Raw genomic sequence first — 15,179 nt, 5'->3', positions numbered from 1 at the left:
CCATCCCGCCGTGGATGCGTCCGCTCACCGACAATGTCGCCGCGGTGCGCGAGAGCGTGCTCAACCGCGGTGGCGACCGCGATCGCTGGGCCACCATGTTCGGGGCATCCCGCCGCTCGGCGGCCGTGCTGATCCTGATCGCCGGTGCCTGGGACGCCGACCCCACCCACCCGGGTGGACTCCCCGCCGACGCCGACGTCCTGCTCACCGAACGCGCCGCCACCCTGCGCCAGCACAGTGGGCAGGTGGCCTTCCCCGGCGGCAGCTTCGACCCCGGCGACGACTATCCGGTGGGCACCGCGATGCGCGAGGCCGACGAGGAGACCGGACTCTCGGCGGCCGGCGTCGACATCCTGGCGACCCTGCCGACCTTCCCGGTCCCGCCGTCGGGTTTCGACGTCACCCCGGTGGTCGCTCACTGGAGCGCGCCGAGTCCGGTGCGGGTGGTCGACGAGGGTGAGACCGCACGTGTGGTCCGGGTGTCGCTGCGCGAACTGCTCGCCCCGGAGAACCGCTTCCAGGTGCGCCGCGAGGTGATCGGCGGACAGGACTACCTCGGGCCCGCCTTCTTCGTCGACGGCCTGCTGGTCTGGGGATTCACCGGCGGCCTCATCGCCGCGATCAGCGACGCCGCGGGCTGGGACCAGCCGTGGGACCGCGCCGACATCCGTCCGTTGGACCAGATGATCGAACTGGCCGGCAGCCGCCAGGAGAGCGGATTCGCCGCCGTGCACCCCCGACACCTGCATCACCTCGCCGACCCCGACGGTCAGGGACGTCGATGACAGCGGCGACCTGGGTCGATGTCATCGTCATCGGGCTGGCGTTGCTCGCCGCGATCAGCGGCTACCGGCAGGGTGCGGTGGCGTCGGCGCTGGCCGTGCTCGGCGTGCTGCTCGGTGCCTTCGCCGGAATCCTCCTGGTACCGCACGTGATCGAGCGCATCGACGACCAGACGATGCAGTTGCTCGCCGGGGTCGGGGTGCTGGTGGCGCTGGTGGTGATCGGCGAGATCGCCGGCATGATCCTGGGCAACGCGGCCCGCGGCGGCATCCGGTCACGGGAGCTGCGCGCCGTCGACAGCGGTGTCGGTCTGGTGCTGCAGGCGCTGGCCGTCCTGGTGGCGGCATGGCTGCTGTCGACGCTGCTGGTCAGCGCCAACTCGCCCAAACTCACCGAGGCGATCGAGGGATCGAAGGTGCTCGGTGCGGTCGACCGCGCCGCACCGGCCTGGCTGTCGGAGAAGCCGCGGCAGGAGTTCGAACGGCTCCTCGGCGATTCCGGACTGCCCGGCGTCATCCGCTCGACCAACGAGAGCGTCGTCGATCCGCCGGACGCGAGACTCGACGACTCGAAGGTGGTGAACCAGACCCGGGCGAGCGTGGTGAAGATCGAGGGCGAGGCACCGCAGTGCCGGCAGGCCCTCGAGGGCAGCGGATTCGTCGTCGCACCCGGCCTGGTGATGACCAACGCGCATGTCGTCGCCGGCACCGATTCGGTCCGGATCGAACAATCCGACGGCGCGGGGATCTCCCCGACCGTCCACGAGGCCGTGGTGGTGCTCTTCGACAGCGCGACCGACATCGCGGTGCTGCGCGTCGACGGACTCGACACCCCGGCCCTCGACTTCGCCTCCCGTCCGGGCGGCAGCGGCGACGACGCCATCGTGATGGGGTATCCGGAGGCCGGGCCGTTCCTGGCGACCGCGGTCCGCATCCGTGAGATCCGGGATCTGCCGACCGCCAACATCTATCAGGATCGGCAGGTCACCCGTGAGGTGTACACCGTGCGCGGTGTCATCCGGCAGGGCAACTCCGGCGGTCCGATGATCAACACCCGCGGCGAGGTGCTCGGGGTGGTGTTCGCGACGTCGGAGAACCCGGCCGACGAGACCGGCTATGTGCTCACCGCCGCCGAGGTCCGCGAGGACCTCACGATCGCGCAGGACCGTTATCGGCCGGTCGCGACCGGAGCCTGCGTCCGCGAGTGATGCGATCGGCGCCGGCCGGCCGCTCCATCGGGGAATCGAGTAGTCCGAGCAGTGCGGTGTTGACCGCGTCGGGCTGTTCCTGATGTGCGAAGTGGCCGCTGCCGGCGATCTCGACGTGGGTCAGCCGATCGGCCCACACATGGCCGGCCCGCATCACGTGCTCGGTGATGAACGGGTCGTCGGCGCCGCGCAGCGACAGCGTCGGGATGTGCAGCCGACGATGCATCAACCGCATGAACCGGATTCCGTCGGGCCGGAACTGGGACCGGTAGGCCCACCGCTGGTACTCCAGGCTGGAGTGGGCCACATACGGGATCTGGATGGCCGACCGGTTGCGGGCGAGTGCCTCGGTGAAGTCGTCGGTGGCCCGCCAGGACTCGCCGGCCAGGGCGGTGAGGTAGCGCGCGATGAAGGCACCGTCACGACGGACGAGGCGGTTCTCGGCGAGCCGAGGCAGCTGGTTGTAGAGGAAGCGGGGGAGGAACGACGAGCGCTGGTCGTGGCGCAGCAGCGCATCGTGGCGCAACGCCCGTGGATGGGGTGAGGCGATCACCGCGATCCGGCGCACCACCCGCGGGTGCAGCGTCGCCGTCGCCCAGCAGACCAGGCCACCGTCGGCGTGCCCGACCAGGGTCGCCTCGGTGTGCCCGAGTGATCGGATCAGACCATGGGTGTCGCCGGCCAGCGTCCAGCCGTCGTATCCGCGCGGGGGTTTGTCGGAATCGCCGTAGCCGCGCAGGTCCACCGCCACCGCCCGGTATCCGGCGTCGGACAGCGCGGTCAGCTGGTGACGCCAACTCCACCAGAACTCCCCGAATCCGTGGAGTAGCAGCACGAGCGGACGGTCGGCGGTGTCCGGCCCGACCTCCACCGCGTGGAACCGCACCCCGTTGGCGCGGACGTCGAGATGCCGCCAGGCCCCGGGGAGCCGGACGGTCGACGGATCGGGTGCGCTCACCCGTCAGCCTTCGCGGGCCGGCGGAATCCTCGGGTGGTCGACGTCGGGCACCGACGCCTCGGTGTGGGTGGCCGAGCCCGACGTCGGCAGCACCGACGGGATCTCCTTGACGCTCTCGATGGTCTTCTTCGGTCCGCGGACCTTGCGGAAGAAGACGTACCCCACGATCGCCACACCCACCGTGATCACGACCAGCAGCGCGAAGACGATCAGGAACGAGGCCCAACGCGGCAGCCACTCGTCGAGCAGCTCGGCGAGGAAGAAGAAGAAGAAGAAACTCGCGTACAGCGCGGTGACGCCGGCGACGATCAGCGCGCCGGTGCCGGCCCCGGCCTTCTTGGCCTCGCCGACGAGTTCGGCCTTCGCCAGGGCCACCTCGGCGCGGACCAGCGTCGACATGCTGGCGGTGGCGTCTTTGACCAGGTTGCCGATGCTCGGTTCGCCGCGGGGCCCGAGATCTGCATCGGACAGCGGGATGGCGGGGACCGGTCGGCCTGCCGGTGCAGACTGGCCGTTCTCGTTTCGGCTCACAGCATCCTCCGTATCTGGGGTGTGGGGCATATGTTGCCATGCCACCCCGGTGGCATGTTCGGCCACCGACACGGCGGCGGTCTCGTCGGGGGCCGACACAGCGGTGCGCCACCGGATAGGGGGCTTCCGGTGGCGCACCTGGTCAGGGGCCGTCAGACGGCCGGCGGTCAGGCCTTCTTGGCGCGGATGGCCTCGAACACCGACGGGTCGACCAGGGTGGAGGTGTCGCCGAGTTCACGTCCTTCGGCGACGTCTTTGAGCAGGCGTCGCATGATCTTGCCCGAGCGGGTCTTGGGTAGTTCGGGGACGACGTTGATCTCGCGGGGTTTGGCGATGGGCGAGATCTCGACGGAAACCTGTTGGCGCAGTTCGGCGATGAGGGTGTCGCCGGTGTTCTCGACGCCTTCTCGCAGGATGACGAATGCGACGATGCCTTGGCCGGTGGTGGGGTCGGAGGCGCCGATGACGGCGGCTTCGGCGACTCCGGAGTGGCCGACGAGGGCGGATTCGACCTCGGCGGTGGAGATGCGGTGGCCGGAGACGTTCATGACGTCGTCGACGCGGCCCAGGACCCACAGGGCGCCGTCGTCGTCGTAGCGGGCGCCGTCACCGGCGAAGTACCAGCCCTGGTCGGCGAAGCGTGACCAGTAGGTTTCGCGGTAGCGTTCCTCGTCGCCCCAGATACCGCGGAGCATGGCCGGCCAGGGCTGGTCGAGGACGAGGTAGCCCTGCTCACCGTGGGTGACGGGCCGGCCGTTGTCGTCGACGATCTGGGCGGAGATGCCGGGCAGTGGTCTCATCGCCGAGCCGGGTTTGGCGGCGGTGACGCCGGGGAGCGGGGAGATCATGATCGCGCCGGTCTCGGTCTGCCACCAGGTGTCGACGATGGGGGCGGTGCCGCCGCCGATGACGTCGCGGTACCACTTCCAGGCTTCGGGGTTGATCGGTTCGCCGACGCTGCCGAGCAGGCGGATCGAGGTCAGGTCGTGGGCGTCGGGGATGTCGCGGCCCCACTTCATGAAGGTGCGGATCAGGGTGGGGGCGATGTAGTAGATGGTGACGCCGTAGCGCTCGATGATGTTGAAGTGGCGGTGTTCGTCGGGGGAGTTGGGGGTGCCCTCGTAGATGACCTCGGTGGCGCCGTTGGAGAGGGGGCCGTAGACGAGGTAGGAGTGGCCGGTCACCCAGCCGATGTCGGCGCCGCACCAGAAGACGTCGCGGCCTTCCTTGTGGTCGAAGACGTAGTGGAAGGTGTAGGACGCCTGGGTGAGGTAGCCGCCGGAGGTGTGCACGATGCCCTTGGGCTTGCCGGTGGTTCCGGAGGTGTAGAGCAAGAACAGGGGGTGTTCGGCGTCAAAGGCCTCGGCCTGGTGGGTGGGGGACTGTTCGGCGACGGTGTCGTCCCACCACACGTCGCGGCCGTCGACCCAGGGCAGGTTCGGGTCGTGGTTGGTGCGGCGGACCACGAGGACTTTTTCGACCGAGGCGGCGGCGTCGGCGCCGGTGCCGAGGGCTTCGTCGACGGCGGCCTTGAGCGGGGCGGGCTGGCCGCGTCGGTACTGGCCGTCGGTGGTGATGACGAGTTTGGCGGCGGCGTCGTCGACGCGGGAGCGCAGGGCGCCGGCGGAGAATCCGGCGAAGACCACCGAGTGGGTCAGGCCGAGGCGGGCGCAGGCGAGCATGGAGATGATGGCCTCGGGGACCATCGGCATGTAGATGGCGACGCGGTCGCCGGCGGTCAGGCCGATCGCGGTGAAGTAGTTGGCGGCCTTGGACACCTCGTCCTGGAGTTGGGCGTAGGTGATGTCGCGGGAGTCGCCGGGTTCGCCGACCCAGTGGATTGCGACGCGGTCGCCTTTGCCGGCGGTGACATGGCGGTCGACGCAGTTGACCGCGACGTTGAGTTTGCCGCCGACGAACCATTTGGCGAAGGGTGCGTCCGACCAGTCGAGGACCTGCCCGAAATCGGTGTCCCAGTCCAGGCGTCTGGCCTGTTCGGCCCAGAATTCCAGGCGGTCGGCATCAGCGCGGTCGTACAGTTCGGCGGTGCCGTTGGCCTGGGCGGCGAACTCCGGGGTCGGCGGGAAACCGGGGACGGTTTGTGGGGCAGATGCGGTCATCGTGTGCATGGCCTTTCGCTGATCGGCAATTCGTCCGGCTGCGACGGCCACGGTGACGCGACGTCGCGGGGGATTCTCATTGTGAGGGTAGTCACGTTGGATGGCCGTTGCAGAAGGGGATGCACCCCGACGTGCGGTGAAAGGGCGGCAGGGCTCGATGAACGGTGCAATCGTGCGCGATTAGGGTGGCCAGATGTGAGTACCGATCCGTTGGCACCGTTGCTGGACCTGCCGGGCGTGCGGCCGGCGGCCGACGAGGCGCGCGACGCCCTCAGCGCGGTACACCGTCACCCCGCCAATCTGCGCGGATGGGACAAGACCTCCACCGAGGCGTCGTGGCGGGCCGGTAGGTCCTCGGCGGCGATCGACGGCGGCAGTGTGGAACTGCGCCGTGACGGCGACTTCGACGACCCGATCCTGGCCGGTGCCATGCGGGTGGCCCAGGCGCTCGACGGCGACGCGCTCGATCCGCTCACCGCGGTGTTCCGGCGCGCCCCGGCGCAGGCCTTCGCACGGCTGCACATGCTGGCCGCCGCCGACCTGGTCGACGACCCCGACGCACTGGGTCGTCCCCGCGCAGGAACCGACGTGGCCGCCCGTCTGGACCTGCTCGCGCAGCTGATCACCGGCGCCACGTCGATCGCCGCACCCGTCCTCGCCGCGGTGGTGCACGGTGAGCTGCTGAGCGTACAGGCCTTCCCGACCGCCAACGGCGTCGTCGCCCGTGCCGCATCCCGGTTGGTGTGCACGTCGTCGGGGCTCGATCCGCACAACCTGGGTGTGCCGGAGGTGACCTGGTTCAAACGTCTCGGCGAATACCGCTCGTTGTCGGCGGGCTTCGGGACCGGTCGCCCGGAGGCGCTCGCGGCGTGGATAATCTTCTCGTGCGAGGCCTTGACCGCCGGAGCCGCGGAGGCGAGATCGATCGCCGACGCCGCGCGGGGCTGAGTCGGGCGGGCAGTGGGTCTTCGGTGACGGTTCTTCGGTGACGCGGATCGTCCCGGAACGCCCTGCCCTGCAACGTCCTACCTGACAACGCACTGCGGGCGGCGCTCGGTCTGTGACCGGTCGCCGCCCGCGTAGCACGGACTCAAGTTACCAAGCGTGCTTGGTGGGTTGTGGGTACCGCCTCGGCGAGGGACCGCACTCCATCTCCCGTGGGTCTCCTTCCGGCGCAGCCATTCTCGTGCCCATCACGACGCCATCAGATGATGTCGTCGGCGCTGTCCGAGGGTCGAGGCGCTGCCATCCAGAGTCACGCAAAGATGCCGCGATATCGCAGGCGCACAACACTTGTGCCTTTAGGTGGCTCGCTCCGCGTGGGTACTTGCCGCCCGTGCTGGGAAGTGCTCGGAGAGGGGGTTCGATCCTTCTCTTCCGGATCGGACTTTGCCTTCCGAGATTTCCGTAAGACCTTTGTACACCGTGACCGCGATCACATCAAGGGGTAAGTCGACGAAGTTTGCACCCACTGGGCTGGAGGGTCCGATCACGCTGGCGCACAACGATTTTACGGCTCGGTCCTCGGCGTGTCGGCGGGTCGCCCGTCGGGCTGACGGGAGCGCAGGCACCACCCGAGTGCGCAACCCGCGAGTACTCCGGCGCCGACCGCCCCGGCCACCGTCGCCGCCGTGATCGCCGGGCCGGCATCGGTGTGCCGGCGGCGCTGTGGGGCGGTCGGGGTGAAGTCGAGGATCGGCCAGCCGTACTCCTCGGCGTGCCGCCGCAACCGGCGGTCGGGGTTGACCGCCACCGGGTGGCCCACGGCGGTCAGCATCGGCAGGTCCGTGATCGAGTCGGAGAAGGCGAAGCTCGCTGCGAGGTCGTATCCGTGTTCGGCGGCCAGGCCGCGCATCGCCTCGGCCTTTCGCTCTCCGTAGCAATAGAATTCGATCTCGCCGGTGTAGTGGCCGTCGGCGATGGTCATCTCGGTGGCGCGGATGTGGTCGACGCCGAGCATCGCGCCGATGGGAGCGGCGAACTCCATGCCGGATGCCGAGACCAGGACGACGTCCCGGCCGGCATGGCGGTGGTCGGCGATCAGATCCTCGGCCTCGGCGTAGATGAGTGGGGTGACCACGTCCTGCAGCGTCTCGGCGACGATGCGGCCGACCTCGTCGACGTCCCAGCCCCGGCACATGCTCGTGATGGACCGGCGGAGGCGTTCGACCCGGCTCTGCTCGTGCTCGATGCCGAGTCCGACGTTGCCGTAGACAGAACGGACCAGGGTCCGCCTGTTGAGCAGTCCTGCGGAGTAGAAGTGGGGGACGAAGGCGAGGGCACTCGACCGCGTGATGACCGTTTTGTCCAGATCGAAGAAAGCTGCAGCGCGGGATCCGGGGGTGTGGTGGGGGCGACCGTCGCTCACACGGGCCGATGGTACGACGACCGGGGCGACTATAAGTCGAGTTGGGATATCTCGTGCTTCGCGGCTCGGTGAAACGGACATCGGCGCGACGGTCTCGCAGCAAACCCGCAGGCAGTGATACGAAATCGTGATGTTGTGTCGATTCATCGGTTTGTTTGCGGAGAAGCGCCGAAAGTGTATAGTCGTCGGTATCCGGTCTTCGGGCCGGTGCCCTTCAGCCCGACCCCCCGGGGCTGAAGCGCGATGACCCCGGCCTCCTCCCCCCCTGGCCGGGGTCGTCCTCTATCTGGGGGTCGAAATCTCACTGCTCCGCCTTCCCATGCCGGTTCGACAAGCCGACCTGGGGTGCCACACGATCTGAATTCAGGTTAGGCTCACCTTTCAATCGTCGAGTGGGTGTCACCAGGGGTTTCGCCGTGAGCGTGGGAGTCGCCGTGTATCGGGAGACCTCAGACGGAGTGGACCGCCAGGTCGCTGGCACTGCAGACCGCCAGATCTCCAACACCGTGGACCGGCGGATCGCGATCGTGGTGGTCGCCTCCGTCGTCGTGCTCGCGGCGACGATCCGCGTCGGATTCGCCTGGGCGAAGGGCCTACTCGGCAGTTCGTTCGGCTTCGACGAGTCGGTGTACTTCCTCGGTGCGCAGCATGTGGTGGCCGGGGAGTTTCCCTACCGCGACTTCGTGTTCGTCCACCCGCCGGGGATGCTGCTCGCGCTGACGCCGTTCGCGTGGCTGGCGGAGCTGACCACCGACTCGGCCGCGATGGCGGTGGCGAAGGTGGTCTTCGGGCTGCTCGGGGCGGCCTGTGCCGGGCTCGTGGCCTGGCTGCTGTTGCGTTCGGCGTGGTCGCGGCGTTGTTCGGCGGCGGCCTGTACGCGGTGTGGTCGGCGGCGGTGTGGGGCGAGACGATGCTCATGATGGGCCCGTTGCTGAACGTCGCGATGCTGGTCGCGTTGCTGTCGGTCCGACGGCCCGGGGGCGCTCCCGTCGCGGGTGTCGTCCTCGGTCTGGCACTCACGGTGAAGCTATGGGCGATCGTGCCCCTCGTGGTGGTGGGTCTGTGGGTGCTCGCGCGACACGGATGGCGGTATCTGGCCCGGTTCACCGGCGGTGCGGGTGTCGGGGTGCTGGTGATCGTGTTGCCGTTCTTCCTGCTGGCCCCGGGCCGGATGATCGCCGATGTCATCGGATTCCAGTCGGGCCGGCCGCGTTCGGGGCCGGGGCTGGGGGAGCGGGTGTTCTTCTTCACCGGGTCCCTCATCGGTCACGGCAGGCTGCCGAACGTGGTGTGGCTGATCGTCGGTGCGATGGCGGTGGTGCTGGTGGCGGCGCCGGTGATCGTCGCGGTGCGCGGACGGGTCGTGCCCTCTCGCTGGGATGAGACGGTGTGGTGGTCGGTCCTCGCGTCGGGGGTGCTCGCGGCGCTGGCGTCGGCGCCGTCGTTCTACGGTCACTACACCGGCTTCGCCGCACCTGCCCTGTGTCTGCTCGCCGGATATGGACTGTTCGTGCTGCGGCGCAATCTCTCTCGTGTCCGGGTTCGGCAGGTCGTGACCGGGGTCGCCGCGCTGGGACCGGCGGTGCTGGCGCTCGCGGCGGGCCGGGTGATCGCCGGCGGTCATGTGCAGCCGCCGGACCTCGCGGGAGTGGCGGCCGGACATGACTGTGTGTGGATGCACCACCCCGGTGCGCTGATCGAGGCCGATGTGTCCGGCGACCAGGTCGAGCGCGGCTGCCCGATGTTCGTCGACCGCTACGCCGTGGCGATGGGCGAGGTGTCGGTGTCGGATGCGGAACATACCGCGGCACTTCCCGGGGCCACCGGCTATCAGCGGGCGATCGTCGAGCAGTTCCGGGGCAGCGATGTCGTGCTGGTCAGCGAGATCCAACTCGCCGAGCTGGCCCCGGACACCGTCGCGGTGCTCGGTGCCGAGTTCACCCGCGCCGACGATGTCGGCCGCTATCAGCGGTGGGTGCGCACCGGCGGCTGACCGGGAGGATCACGAGTCCTCGCCACGGGTGGTGGCCAGGTGCCGTTCGTCGGCGAAGTCCTTGTCGGCGAAGGCCGGGCCGGCCGACGACTCGGACGGCGTACTCGTGCTGTAGCGCGACGTACTCACCCGCCGACGGCCACCGGCTGTGCACAGTTCGACGGCCGTCCACAGCGTGGCGGTCGCAGGGCTGCCGATCACCGGGTTCCGGTGGCCGGGGCGCGCAGGATGGCGGCATGTCCGAGACCCTTCTCGTCCTTGTCCACGCGGATCTGCGTGATGACGTCGCCCGGTGTGCCGCCGCCGCGGGGTACCGGATGGTGGTCGGGGAGCCGGCGTCGTGTCGGGCGGAGTGGTTGCGGGCGCGGGCGGTGGTGGCCGATCCCGAGGCGGTGACCGCATTGCGGTCGGCATCGGTGCCGCGGCGTGACGGCGTGCTGCTCGTGGCCGCAGGAGAGCCACCGCCTGCGGTGTGGCGGGCGGCGATCGATCTCGGGGCCGGTGAGGCCGCACTGCTCCCCGCCGACGAGGGCCATCTGGTCCGGCGACTGACCGATCTGCGGATGCCCCGCCGCGCCGGGGGCGGCGGGATCGCGGTGATCGGGGCGCATGGCGGTGCCGGGGCATCGGTGCTCGCCGCGGCGGCGGCATCGGTGGCCGTCGACGACGGTGACCGGGTGCTGTTGCTCGACGCCGACGACCTGGGCGGTGGCCTGGACCTCACGCTGGGTGTCGAGGACCGGCCCGGATTGCGTTGGCAAGACCTCACTCTCGAGGGTGGCACGGTGAGCGGGCAGGCGTTGCACCGGGCGCTGCCTGCGGTCGGCGATCGGTTGTCGGTGCTCGCCGGACGGCGCGACGATCCGCGTCCGGTCACCGCCGATGCCGTGCTGGCCACCGTGGATGCCGGTCGCGCACACGGGGATCTGGTGGTGGTGGATCTGCCTCGTGCGGATTCCGCGGTGGTGCGTGGGGTCGTCGAATCCGTGGATCTGGTGGTGCTGGTGACCACGGCGACCGTCGCGGGGTGCGCCGCCGCCCGCCAGGTCGCGGCCAGGCTGCTGCACGACGCCGTCGGGGTGGGGCTGGCGGTACGCGGCCCCGCACCGGGCGGGTTGCGGGCCGCGCAGATCGCCGATGCGGTCGGGATGGCGGTGCTGGCCGCATACCGCCCGGACCCACGACTGCCGGGTGCCCTCGAAGACGGCCGTCTCCGTCTGGGGACACGGTCGCCGCTGCGGCGGGCGGCACGTGCGATCGTGCAGGCCGCGCGGATCGGTGAGCGGGCCGCATGACCGGGCGCAGCGACGAGGCACTGCTGGAGAGGGTGCGGACGCGGTTGGCGGGGGCGGCCGCGGAGCCGACCGCGGAGCTGATCGCCGATGCCATCCGGGCCGAATCCGGCGGCGTACTGGGCGACACCGACCTGTTGTCGGCGTTGCGGTATCTGCAGACCGAACTGACCGGTGCCGGACGGCTCGAGGAGCTGCTCGCCGAACCGTCGATCGCCGACATACTCGTCGTCGGGCCGCACCGGGTGTGGGTCGATCGTGGTGCGGGACTGGAACTCACGCCCATCACCTTCGACGACGACGCCGCGGTCCGCCGGCTCGCCGGTCGGCTCGCGCTCGGTGCCGGCCGTCGTCTCGACGACGCCCAGCCCTGGGTGGACGGACAGCTGTCGAACCTCGGTCGCCGCGGATACACGGTGCGACTCCATGCGGTGATCCCGCCTCTCGCGGCGGACGGAACATGTCTGTCCTTGCGTGTCCTCCGCAGCACCGGAATGGGATTCGACGCGCTGGTCGCCTCGGATGCGATTCCCGCCGATGCGGTCGCGGTGATCCGGACGATCCTCTCCGCGCGTCTGTCGTTCCTCATCGTCGGCGGTACCGGCAGCGGCAAGACCACCCTGCTCGGAGCGCTGATCGGGCAGATGGGTGATGCCGAGCGGGTGCTGTGCGTGGAGGACGCCCAGGAGCTGACCCCGGCACATCCGCATGTCGTGCGGCTGGTGGCCAGGACGGCGAATGTCGAAGGCGCGGGGGAGGTCCCGGTGCGGGTGCTGGTGCGCCAGGCGTTGCGGATGCGGCCCGACCGGATCGTCGTCGGCGAGGTGCGGGGTGCCGAGGTGATCGATCTGCTGACCGCCCTCAACACCGGTCACGACGGGAGCGGGGGCACGCTGCACGCCAACTCCACCGCGGAGGTCCCGGCCCGGATGGAGGCCCTCGCCGCGCTCGGCGGAATGGGTCGCGATGCGCTGCACAGTCAGCTGGCCGCCGCGGTCCAGATCGTGCTCGGGGTGTCGCGCACCGTCGACGGCGTGCGGGGGCTCGCCGAGATCGGGGTCCTCGCCCGCGGTACCGACGGACTGGTCAGTGTGGTGCCGATCTGGTTGCGCGGCAGTGGATTCACCACCCATCATCATCTCTTCGAGCAGATGGTGGCAGCACGATGACCGGATGGGCACCTGCGGTGATCCCGCTGGCGACGGCGGTGGCGGTACTGCTGTGGGGGCCGGGGCGAGCCCATCACCGCGTGGCCGCGGCGACATCGGGTTCACCGGGAACTCGGGTTCGGTTGGCGGGTAACCGGGTTCGGGGACCGGTGGCCGCGGTCGCCGGGATCGTGGTCGCGACACTCGTCGGCGGGGTGTCGATGGCGGTTGCCGTGGGGATCATCGCCGGACTGCTCGGGTGGCGTCGCCGCGGCCGGGATCGCCGCGATGCCGCCGACCGTCGGCGAGACGACCTGCTGACCGCGCTGTCGTTGATGATCGCCGAACTCGCGGTGGGTGCGCCTCCGGCCCGCGCCTGCTCGGCCGCCGCCACCGAGATGGCGGCGGCGCGAGCCGGACCCGGGGAGGTGGCCGATGCGTTGGCCGTCCTCGCCGGGCGTGCGGAACTGGGCGGCGGCGTCCCCGACGCCGCCGGCCTCGCCGAGAGCGGTGATACCTCCTGGGGACGGATCGCGGTGGCCTGGCAGACATCGGATGCCCATGGTCTCTCGCTCGCCGACCTGCTCGAAGCCCTGCGTGCCGACCTGCTGGCGCGCAAGGCGTTCATCGAACGCACGCGCGCCGGACTGGCCGGACCGCGGGCCACCGCCACCGTTCTCGCCGTGCTGCCGCTGCTGGGGATCGCGCTCGGGCAGGCCACCGGTGCGCGCCCGCTGCAGACGCTCACCGGGGGTGGGCTCGGTGGCATCCTGCTCGTCATCGGTACCGCCCTGGTCGCAGCCGGGATGATCTGGTCGGATCGGATCACCGACAAGGTGCTCACCCGATGAGTCCGCCGGTCCTGCTGTGTCTGGCCGTGGCGTGCTGGTGCTGGCCCGGTCCGCGGTGGCGGCTGTGCCGGGTCACCGGTTCGCCGTCGCGCCGGTCCGGCGAACCCCGGTGGCTGGGCGTGTCCCGCGCGGGCGACGACCCGTTCGCCGTCGCGGCATGCCTCGACCTGTTCGCGGTGTGCCTGCGAGCCGGGCTACCGGTGTCGGCGGCGGCGCGGGTCGCCGCGGGCAGTGCACCGGAGTCGCTGGCCGTGCCGCTGACGGCCACCGCCGAACTCCTCGAACTCGGCGCCGATCCCGAACGTGCCTGGGCCGCAACCGAGAGCATCCCGGCCGGTCGGTTCGCCCGGAGGCGGACCCACGCGAGACCCGCGGTGCACTTCGATGATCTGGCCACTCTCGCGCGACGCTCCGCGCGTTCGGGTTCTGCCCTGTCCCAGGGAGTTTCCGGTCTGGCCGAGTCGGTACGACGCCAGGCCCACGACGATGCCCTGGCGCGTGCCGAGCGGGCCGGGGTGATGGTCAGCGGTCCACTCGGCCTGTGTTTCCTGCCCGCGTTCATCTGTCTGGGGATCGTTCCGGTGGTGATCGGACTGGCGACGCGGACTCTCGGCGGCATCTAGTGGTGCCGATCGCCGATGATCGGCGGCCGTCACCGCTCGGCGATCACTGTCATCCCCAGCACCTCGACGGAATCGGTCGGCATGTCGAGATCACGGACCGCGATGCCATAGAGGCCGGTGGTGGGGCCCTCGACGAAGCGCACGTGTGCGCCGGGTAGCGCAACGGTCGAACCGGTTGCCTCGCAACCGAGGAACTCGGCCAGCAGGCGGGCATCGGATTCCGGGTCGGTACTCCGGATCAGGATGGCGGCCAGATCGGGACGACCCTCGAGGGAGATGCCCTGCGCGGCTCGGTGTTCGGCGCGCATGCGGGCGATCTCGGCGCGGGGAGGGTCATAGGTGATGAAGAACGGGAAGTGGGCAGGTGCGTCTCGGACGAACACCTCGACGAATCCCGCATCGCGGTCGGCGAACCGAACTTCGACGACGTCCACCTCGCGGCCCGCGTCGCGAAGGGCTGCGGCCGTGGCATGGGCGTCGGGTACGTCGACGGCGAATGTGAGCAGGCCGGGCCCGCCGAGTGCGTCGATGGCGGGTTTGAGTACCTCGAGGCTTCCGGCGTATGTCGAGGTGGTCACCGCTTCCCAGTCGTCGACAGCGGCCAGTTCGACGTACCGTGCGTCGTCGACGCCCCAGGCGGCGTTGGCGAATCCCGGCATGGTGAGCGCGGTCTGGGCGGGCAGGCCGAGCGACTCGTACGACGCCATGGCGCCGTCGAGATCGTCAACCCAATGGATCAGATGGTCGAATGTGGCCGGCATCGTCGCTCGCTCCTCGGGGGTAGGGGGCACCAGTTCTCTTAGGTAACCCTAACTCGGACCGTAGCACGGACTCGTTGCCCGGCGATCTGCCCCGATGCTGTCGTGGGAGATCCGCACACGTCGGTTTGCCCTGTCTCCGAGGTGAATACGCCATCGGGCGCACCTGAGGCGGACGGGGGCCGAAGCCGAATCCCGGCAGATCTCGGCGGGAGACGGAATTCCGGCGGAATCCAGGGGAGCCAAACGGCGTCCCGCTGCGTCCAAGTAGTACGGCCGCAGATCGCCGGTCATCCGAGAGAACAGGAAACATCATGTCGCCCAGACGAACCTACCGCTCTGCCCGTACCTGGCTCGACGAGCAGGCCCTGCGCCTGCTAACCGACGAGAGCGGTATGTCGACCGCGGAATATGCCATCGGGACGATCGCTGCCGCGGCCTTCGGTGCGATCCTCTACACAGTGGTCACCGGTGGCGACATCGTCAGTGCACTGACCGGGATCATCGACAAGGCCCTGAACACGTCGGTGGGCTGATCGTGGATGGG

16 protein-coding genes are annotated in these 15,179 nt (G+C 70.0%); 10 read left to right on the top strand and 6 right to left on the bottom strand.

The genetic code is table 11. The annotated features are described in order from the left end of the window. Positions 1 to 14 precede the first annotated feature (14 nt). Both Q9K23_RS10145 and Q9K23_RS10140 read left to right on the top strand, forming a co-directional pair. Positions 15 to 785, top strand: coding sequence for a CoA pyrophosphatase (locus tag Q9K23_RS10145; RefSeq protein WP_152972769.1), 771 nt, complete (start codon positions 15 to 17; stop codon positions 783 to 785). Next, positions 782 to 1,990 carry a MarP family serine protease gene (locus tag Q9K23_RS10140; RefSeq protein WP_020793288.1) on the top strand — a complete coding sequence of 403 codons (1,209 nt, stop codon included), beginning with the start codon at positions 782 to 784 and terminating at the stop codon, positions 1,988 to 1,990. The genes Q9K23_RS10145 and Q9K23_RS10140 overlap by 4 nt, the downstream gene beginning before the upstream one ends. Here Q9K23_RS10140 and Q9K23_RS10135 read toward each other — a convergent pair. The 3 genes from Q9K23_RS10135 to acs all read right to left on the bottom strand — a co-directional run bounded on the left by Q9K23_RS10135 (position 1,932) and on the right by acs (position 5,599). Then, positions 1,932 to 2,948, bottom strand: a complete 1,017-nt coding sequence (locus Q9K23_RS10135; protein WP_053777464.1) for an alpha/beta hydrolase — start codon at positions 2,946 to 2,948, stop codon at positions 1,932 to 1,934. The two genes, Q9K23_RS10140 and Q9K23_RS10135, sit on opposite strands and share 59 nt — an antisense overlap. Positions 2,949 to 2,951: 3 nt before the next feature. Further along, entirely contained in the window at positions 2,952 to 3,479 is a 528-nt protein-coding gene (locus tag Q9K23_RS10130; protein WP_053777501.1) for a phage holin family protein, read from the bottom strand. A gap of 167 nt (positions 3,480 to 3,646) precedes the next feature. Then, complete coding sequence (gene acs, locus Q9K23_RS10125; protein WP_053777500.1) at positions 3,647 to 5,599, bottom strand: acetate--CoA ligase; 1,953 nt, start codon at positions 5,597 to 5,599, stop codon at positions 3,647 to 3,649. Positions 5,600 to 5,794: 195 nt separating this feature from the next. Between acs and Q9K23_RS10120 the strand changes: the two genes are divergently transcribed. Then, positions 5,795 to 6,547 (top strand): hypothetical protein, encoded by a 753-nt coding sequence (locus tag Q9K23_RS10120; RefSeq protein WP_053777463.1) that lies wholly within the window; start codon positions 5,795 to 5,797, stop codon positions 6,545 to 6,547. A 562-nt stretch (positions 6,548 to 7,109) separates the two neighbouring features. On the opposite strand, the gene Q9K23_RS10115 is transcribed toward Q9K23_RS10120, so the two are convergent. After that, positions 7,110 to 7,967 carry an HAD-IB family hydrolase gene (locus Q9K23_RS10115; protein WP_053777462.1) on the bottom strand — a complete coding sequence of 286 codons (858 nt, stop codon included), beginning with the start codon at positions 7,965 to 7,967 and terminating at the stop codon, positions 7,110 to 7,112. A 416-nt stretch (positions 7,968 to 8,383) separates the two neighbouring features. Between Q9K23_RS10115 and Q9K23_RS10110 the strand changes: the two genes are divergently transcribed. Together Q9K23_RS10110 and Q9K23_RS10105 are read left to right on the top strand one after the other, a co-directional pair. Next, positions 8,384 to 8,887 carry a hypothetical protein gene (locus tag Q9K23_RS10110; RefSeq protein ID WP_152972760.1) on the top strand — a complete coding sequence of 168 codons (504 nt, stop codon included), beginning with the start codon at positions 8,384 to 8,386 and terminating at the stop codon, positions 8,885 to 8,887. Further along, positions 8,812 to 9,960 carry a hypothetical protein gene (locus Q9K23_RS10105; protein ID WP_053777460.1) on the top strand — a complete coding sequence of 383 codons (1,149 nt, stop codon included), beginning with the start codon at positions 8,812 to 8,814 and terminating at the stop codon, positions 9,958 to 9,960. Before Q9K23_RS10110 ends, Q9K23_RS10105 begins: the two co-directional genes overlap by 76 nt. A 9-nt stretch (positions 9,961 to 9,969) precedes the next feature. Here Q9K23_RS10105 and Q9K23_RS10100 read toward each other — a convergent pair whose 3' ends face one another. Continuing rightward, positions 9,970 to 10,161, bottom strand: coding sequence for a hypothetical protein (locus Q9K23_RS10100; RefSeq protein WP_053777459.1), 192 nt, complete (start codon positions 10,159 to 10,161; stop codon positions 9,970 to 9,972). A 35-nt stretch (positions 10,162 to 10,196) separates the two neighbouring features. On the opposite strand from Q9K23_RS10100, the gene ssd reads away from it, so the two are divergent. From ssd to Q9K23_RS10080, 4 genes are read left to right on the top strand one after another with little or no spacing between them, the layout of a single operon-like run. Beyond that, positions 10,197 to 11,255, top strand: a complete 1,059-nt coding sequence (gene ssd, locus Q9K23_RS10095; protein ID WP_053777458.1) for a septum site-determining protein Ssd — start codon at positions 10,197 to 10,199, stop codon at positions 11,253 to 11,255. After that, positions 11,252 to 12,421 (top strand): TadA family conjugal transfer-associated ATPase, encoded by a 1,170-nt coding sequence (locus tag Q9K23_RS10090; RefSeq protein WP_020794524.1) that lies wholly within the window; start codon positions 11,252 to 11,254, stop codon positions 12,419 to 12,421. The genes ssd and Q9K23_RS10090 overlap by 4 nt, the downstream gene beginning before the upstream one ends. Continuing rightward, entirely contained in the window at positions 12,418 to 13,251 is an 834-nt protein-coding gene (locus Q9K23_RS10085; RefSeq protein WP_053777457.1) for a type II secretion system F family protein, read from the top strand. Before Q9K23_RS10090 ends, Q9K23_RS10085 begins: the two co-directional genes overlap by 4 nt. Then, positions 13,248 to 13,874 carry a type II secretion system F family protein gene (locus tag Q9K23_RS10080; protein ID WP_053777456.1) on the top strand — a complete coding sequence of 209 codons (627 nt, stop codon included), beginning with the start codon at positions 13,248 to 13,250 and terminating at the stop codon, positions 13,872 to 13,874. Before Q9K23_RS10085 ends, Q9K23_RS10080 begins: the two co-directional genes overlap by 4 nt. 29 nt (positions 13,875 to 13,903) lie before the next feature. On the opposite strand, the gene Q9K23_RS10075 is transcribed toward Q9K23_RS10080, so the two are convergent. Next, positions 13,904 to 14,635 carry a VOC family protein gene (locus Q9K23_RS10075; RefSeq protein WP_020790375.1) on the bottom strand — a complete coding sequence of 244 codons (732 nt, stop codon included), beginning with the start codon at positions 14,633 to 14,635 and terminating at the stop codon, positions 13,904 to 13,906. A 311-nt stretch (positions 14,636 to 14,946) separates the two neighbouring features. Between Q9K23_RS10075 and Q9K23_RS10070 the strand changes: the two genes are divergently transcribed. Continuing rightward, positions 14,947 to 15,168 (top strand): DUF4244 domain-containing protein, encoded by a 222-nt coding sequence (locus tag Q9K23_RS10070; RefSeq protein WP_020790376.1) that lies wholly within the window; start codon positions 14,947 to 14,949, stop codon positions 15,166 to 15,168. The last annotated feature ends 11 nt before the right edge of the window (positions 15,169 to 15,179 follow it).

Origin of the sequence: Gordonia sp. NB41Y, assembly GCF_030718915.1 — a bacterium.
Classification (GTDB): Bacteria; Actinomycetota; Actinomycetes; order Mycobacteriales; family Mycobacteriaceae; genus Gordonia; species Gordonia desulfuricans.
Note: the sequence above shows the minus strand (reverse complement) of the source record. Positions and strands in the feature narration are given on the sequence as shown.

Bases quoted from the DNA above. Each gene is read 5' to 3' on its own strand.
- Q9K23_RS10090 (WP_020794524.1), top strand. From the start codon at position 11,252: ATGACCGGGCGCAGCGACGAGGCACTGCTGGAGAGGGTGCGGACGCGG.
- Q9K23_RS10085 (WP_053777457.1), top strand. From the start codon at position 12,418: ATGACCGGATGGGCACCTGCGGTGATCCCGCTGGCGACGGCGGTGGCG.
- acs (WP_053777500.1), bottom strand. From the start codon at position 5,599: ATGACCGCATCTGCCCCACAAACCGTCCCCGGTTTCCCGCCGACCCCG.
- Q9K23_RS10140 (WP_020793288.1), top strand. From the start codon at position 782: ATGACAGCGGCGACCTGGGTCGATGTCATCGTCATCGGGCTGGCGTTG.
- Q9K23_RS10075 (WP_020790375.1), bottom strand. From the start codon at position 14,635: ATGCCGGCCACATTCGACCATCTGATCCATTGGGTTGACGATCTCGAC.
- Q9K23_RS10145 (WP_152972769.1), top strand. From the start codon at position 15: ATGCGTCCGCTCACCGACAATGTCGCCGCGGTGCGCGAGAGCGTGCTC.
- Q9K23_RS10070 (WP_020790376.1), top strand. From the start codon at position 14,947: ATGTCGCCCAGACGAACCTACCGCTCTGCCCGTACCTGGCTCGACGAG.
- Q9K23_RS10080 (WP_053777456.1), top strand. From the start codon at position 13,248: ATGAGTCCGCCGGTCCTGCTGTGTCTGGCCGTGGCGTGCTGGTGCTGG.
- ssd (WP_053777458.1), top strand. From the start codon at position 10,197: ATGTCCGAGACCCTTCTCGTCCTTGTCCACGCGGATCTGCGTGATGAC.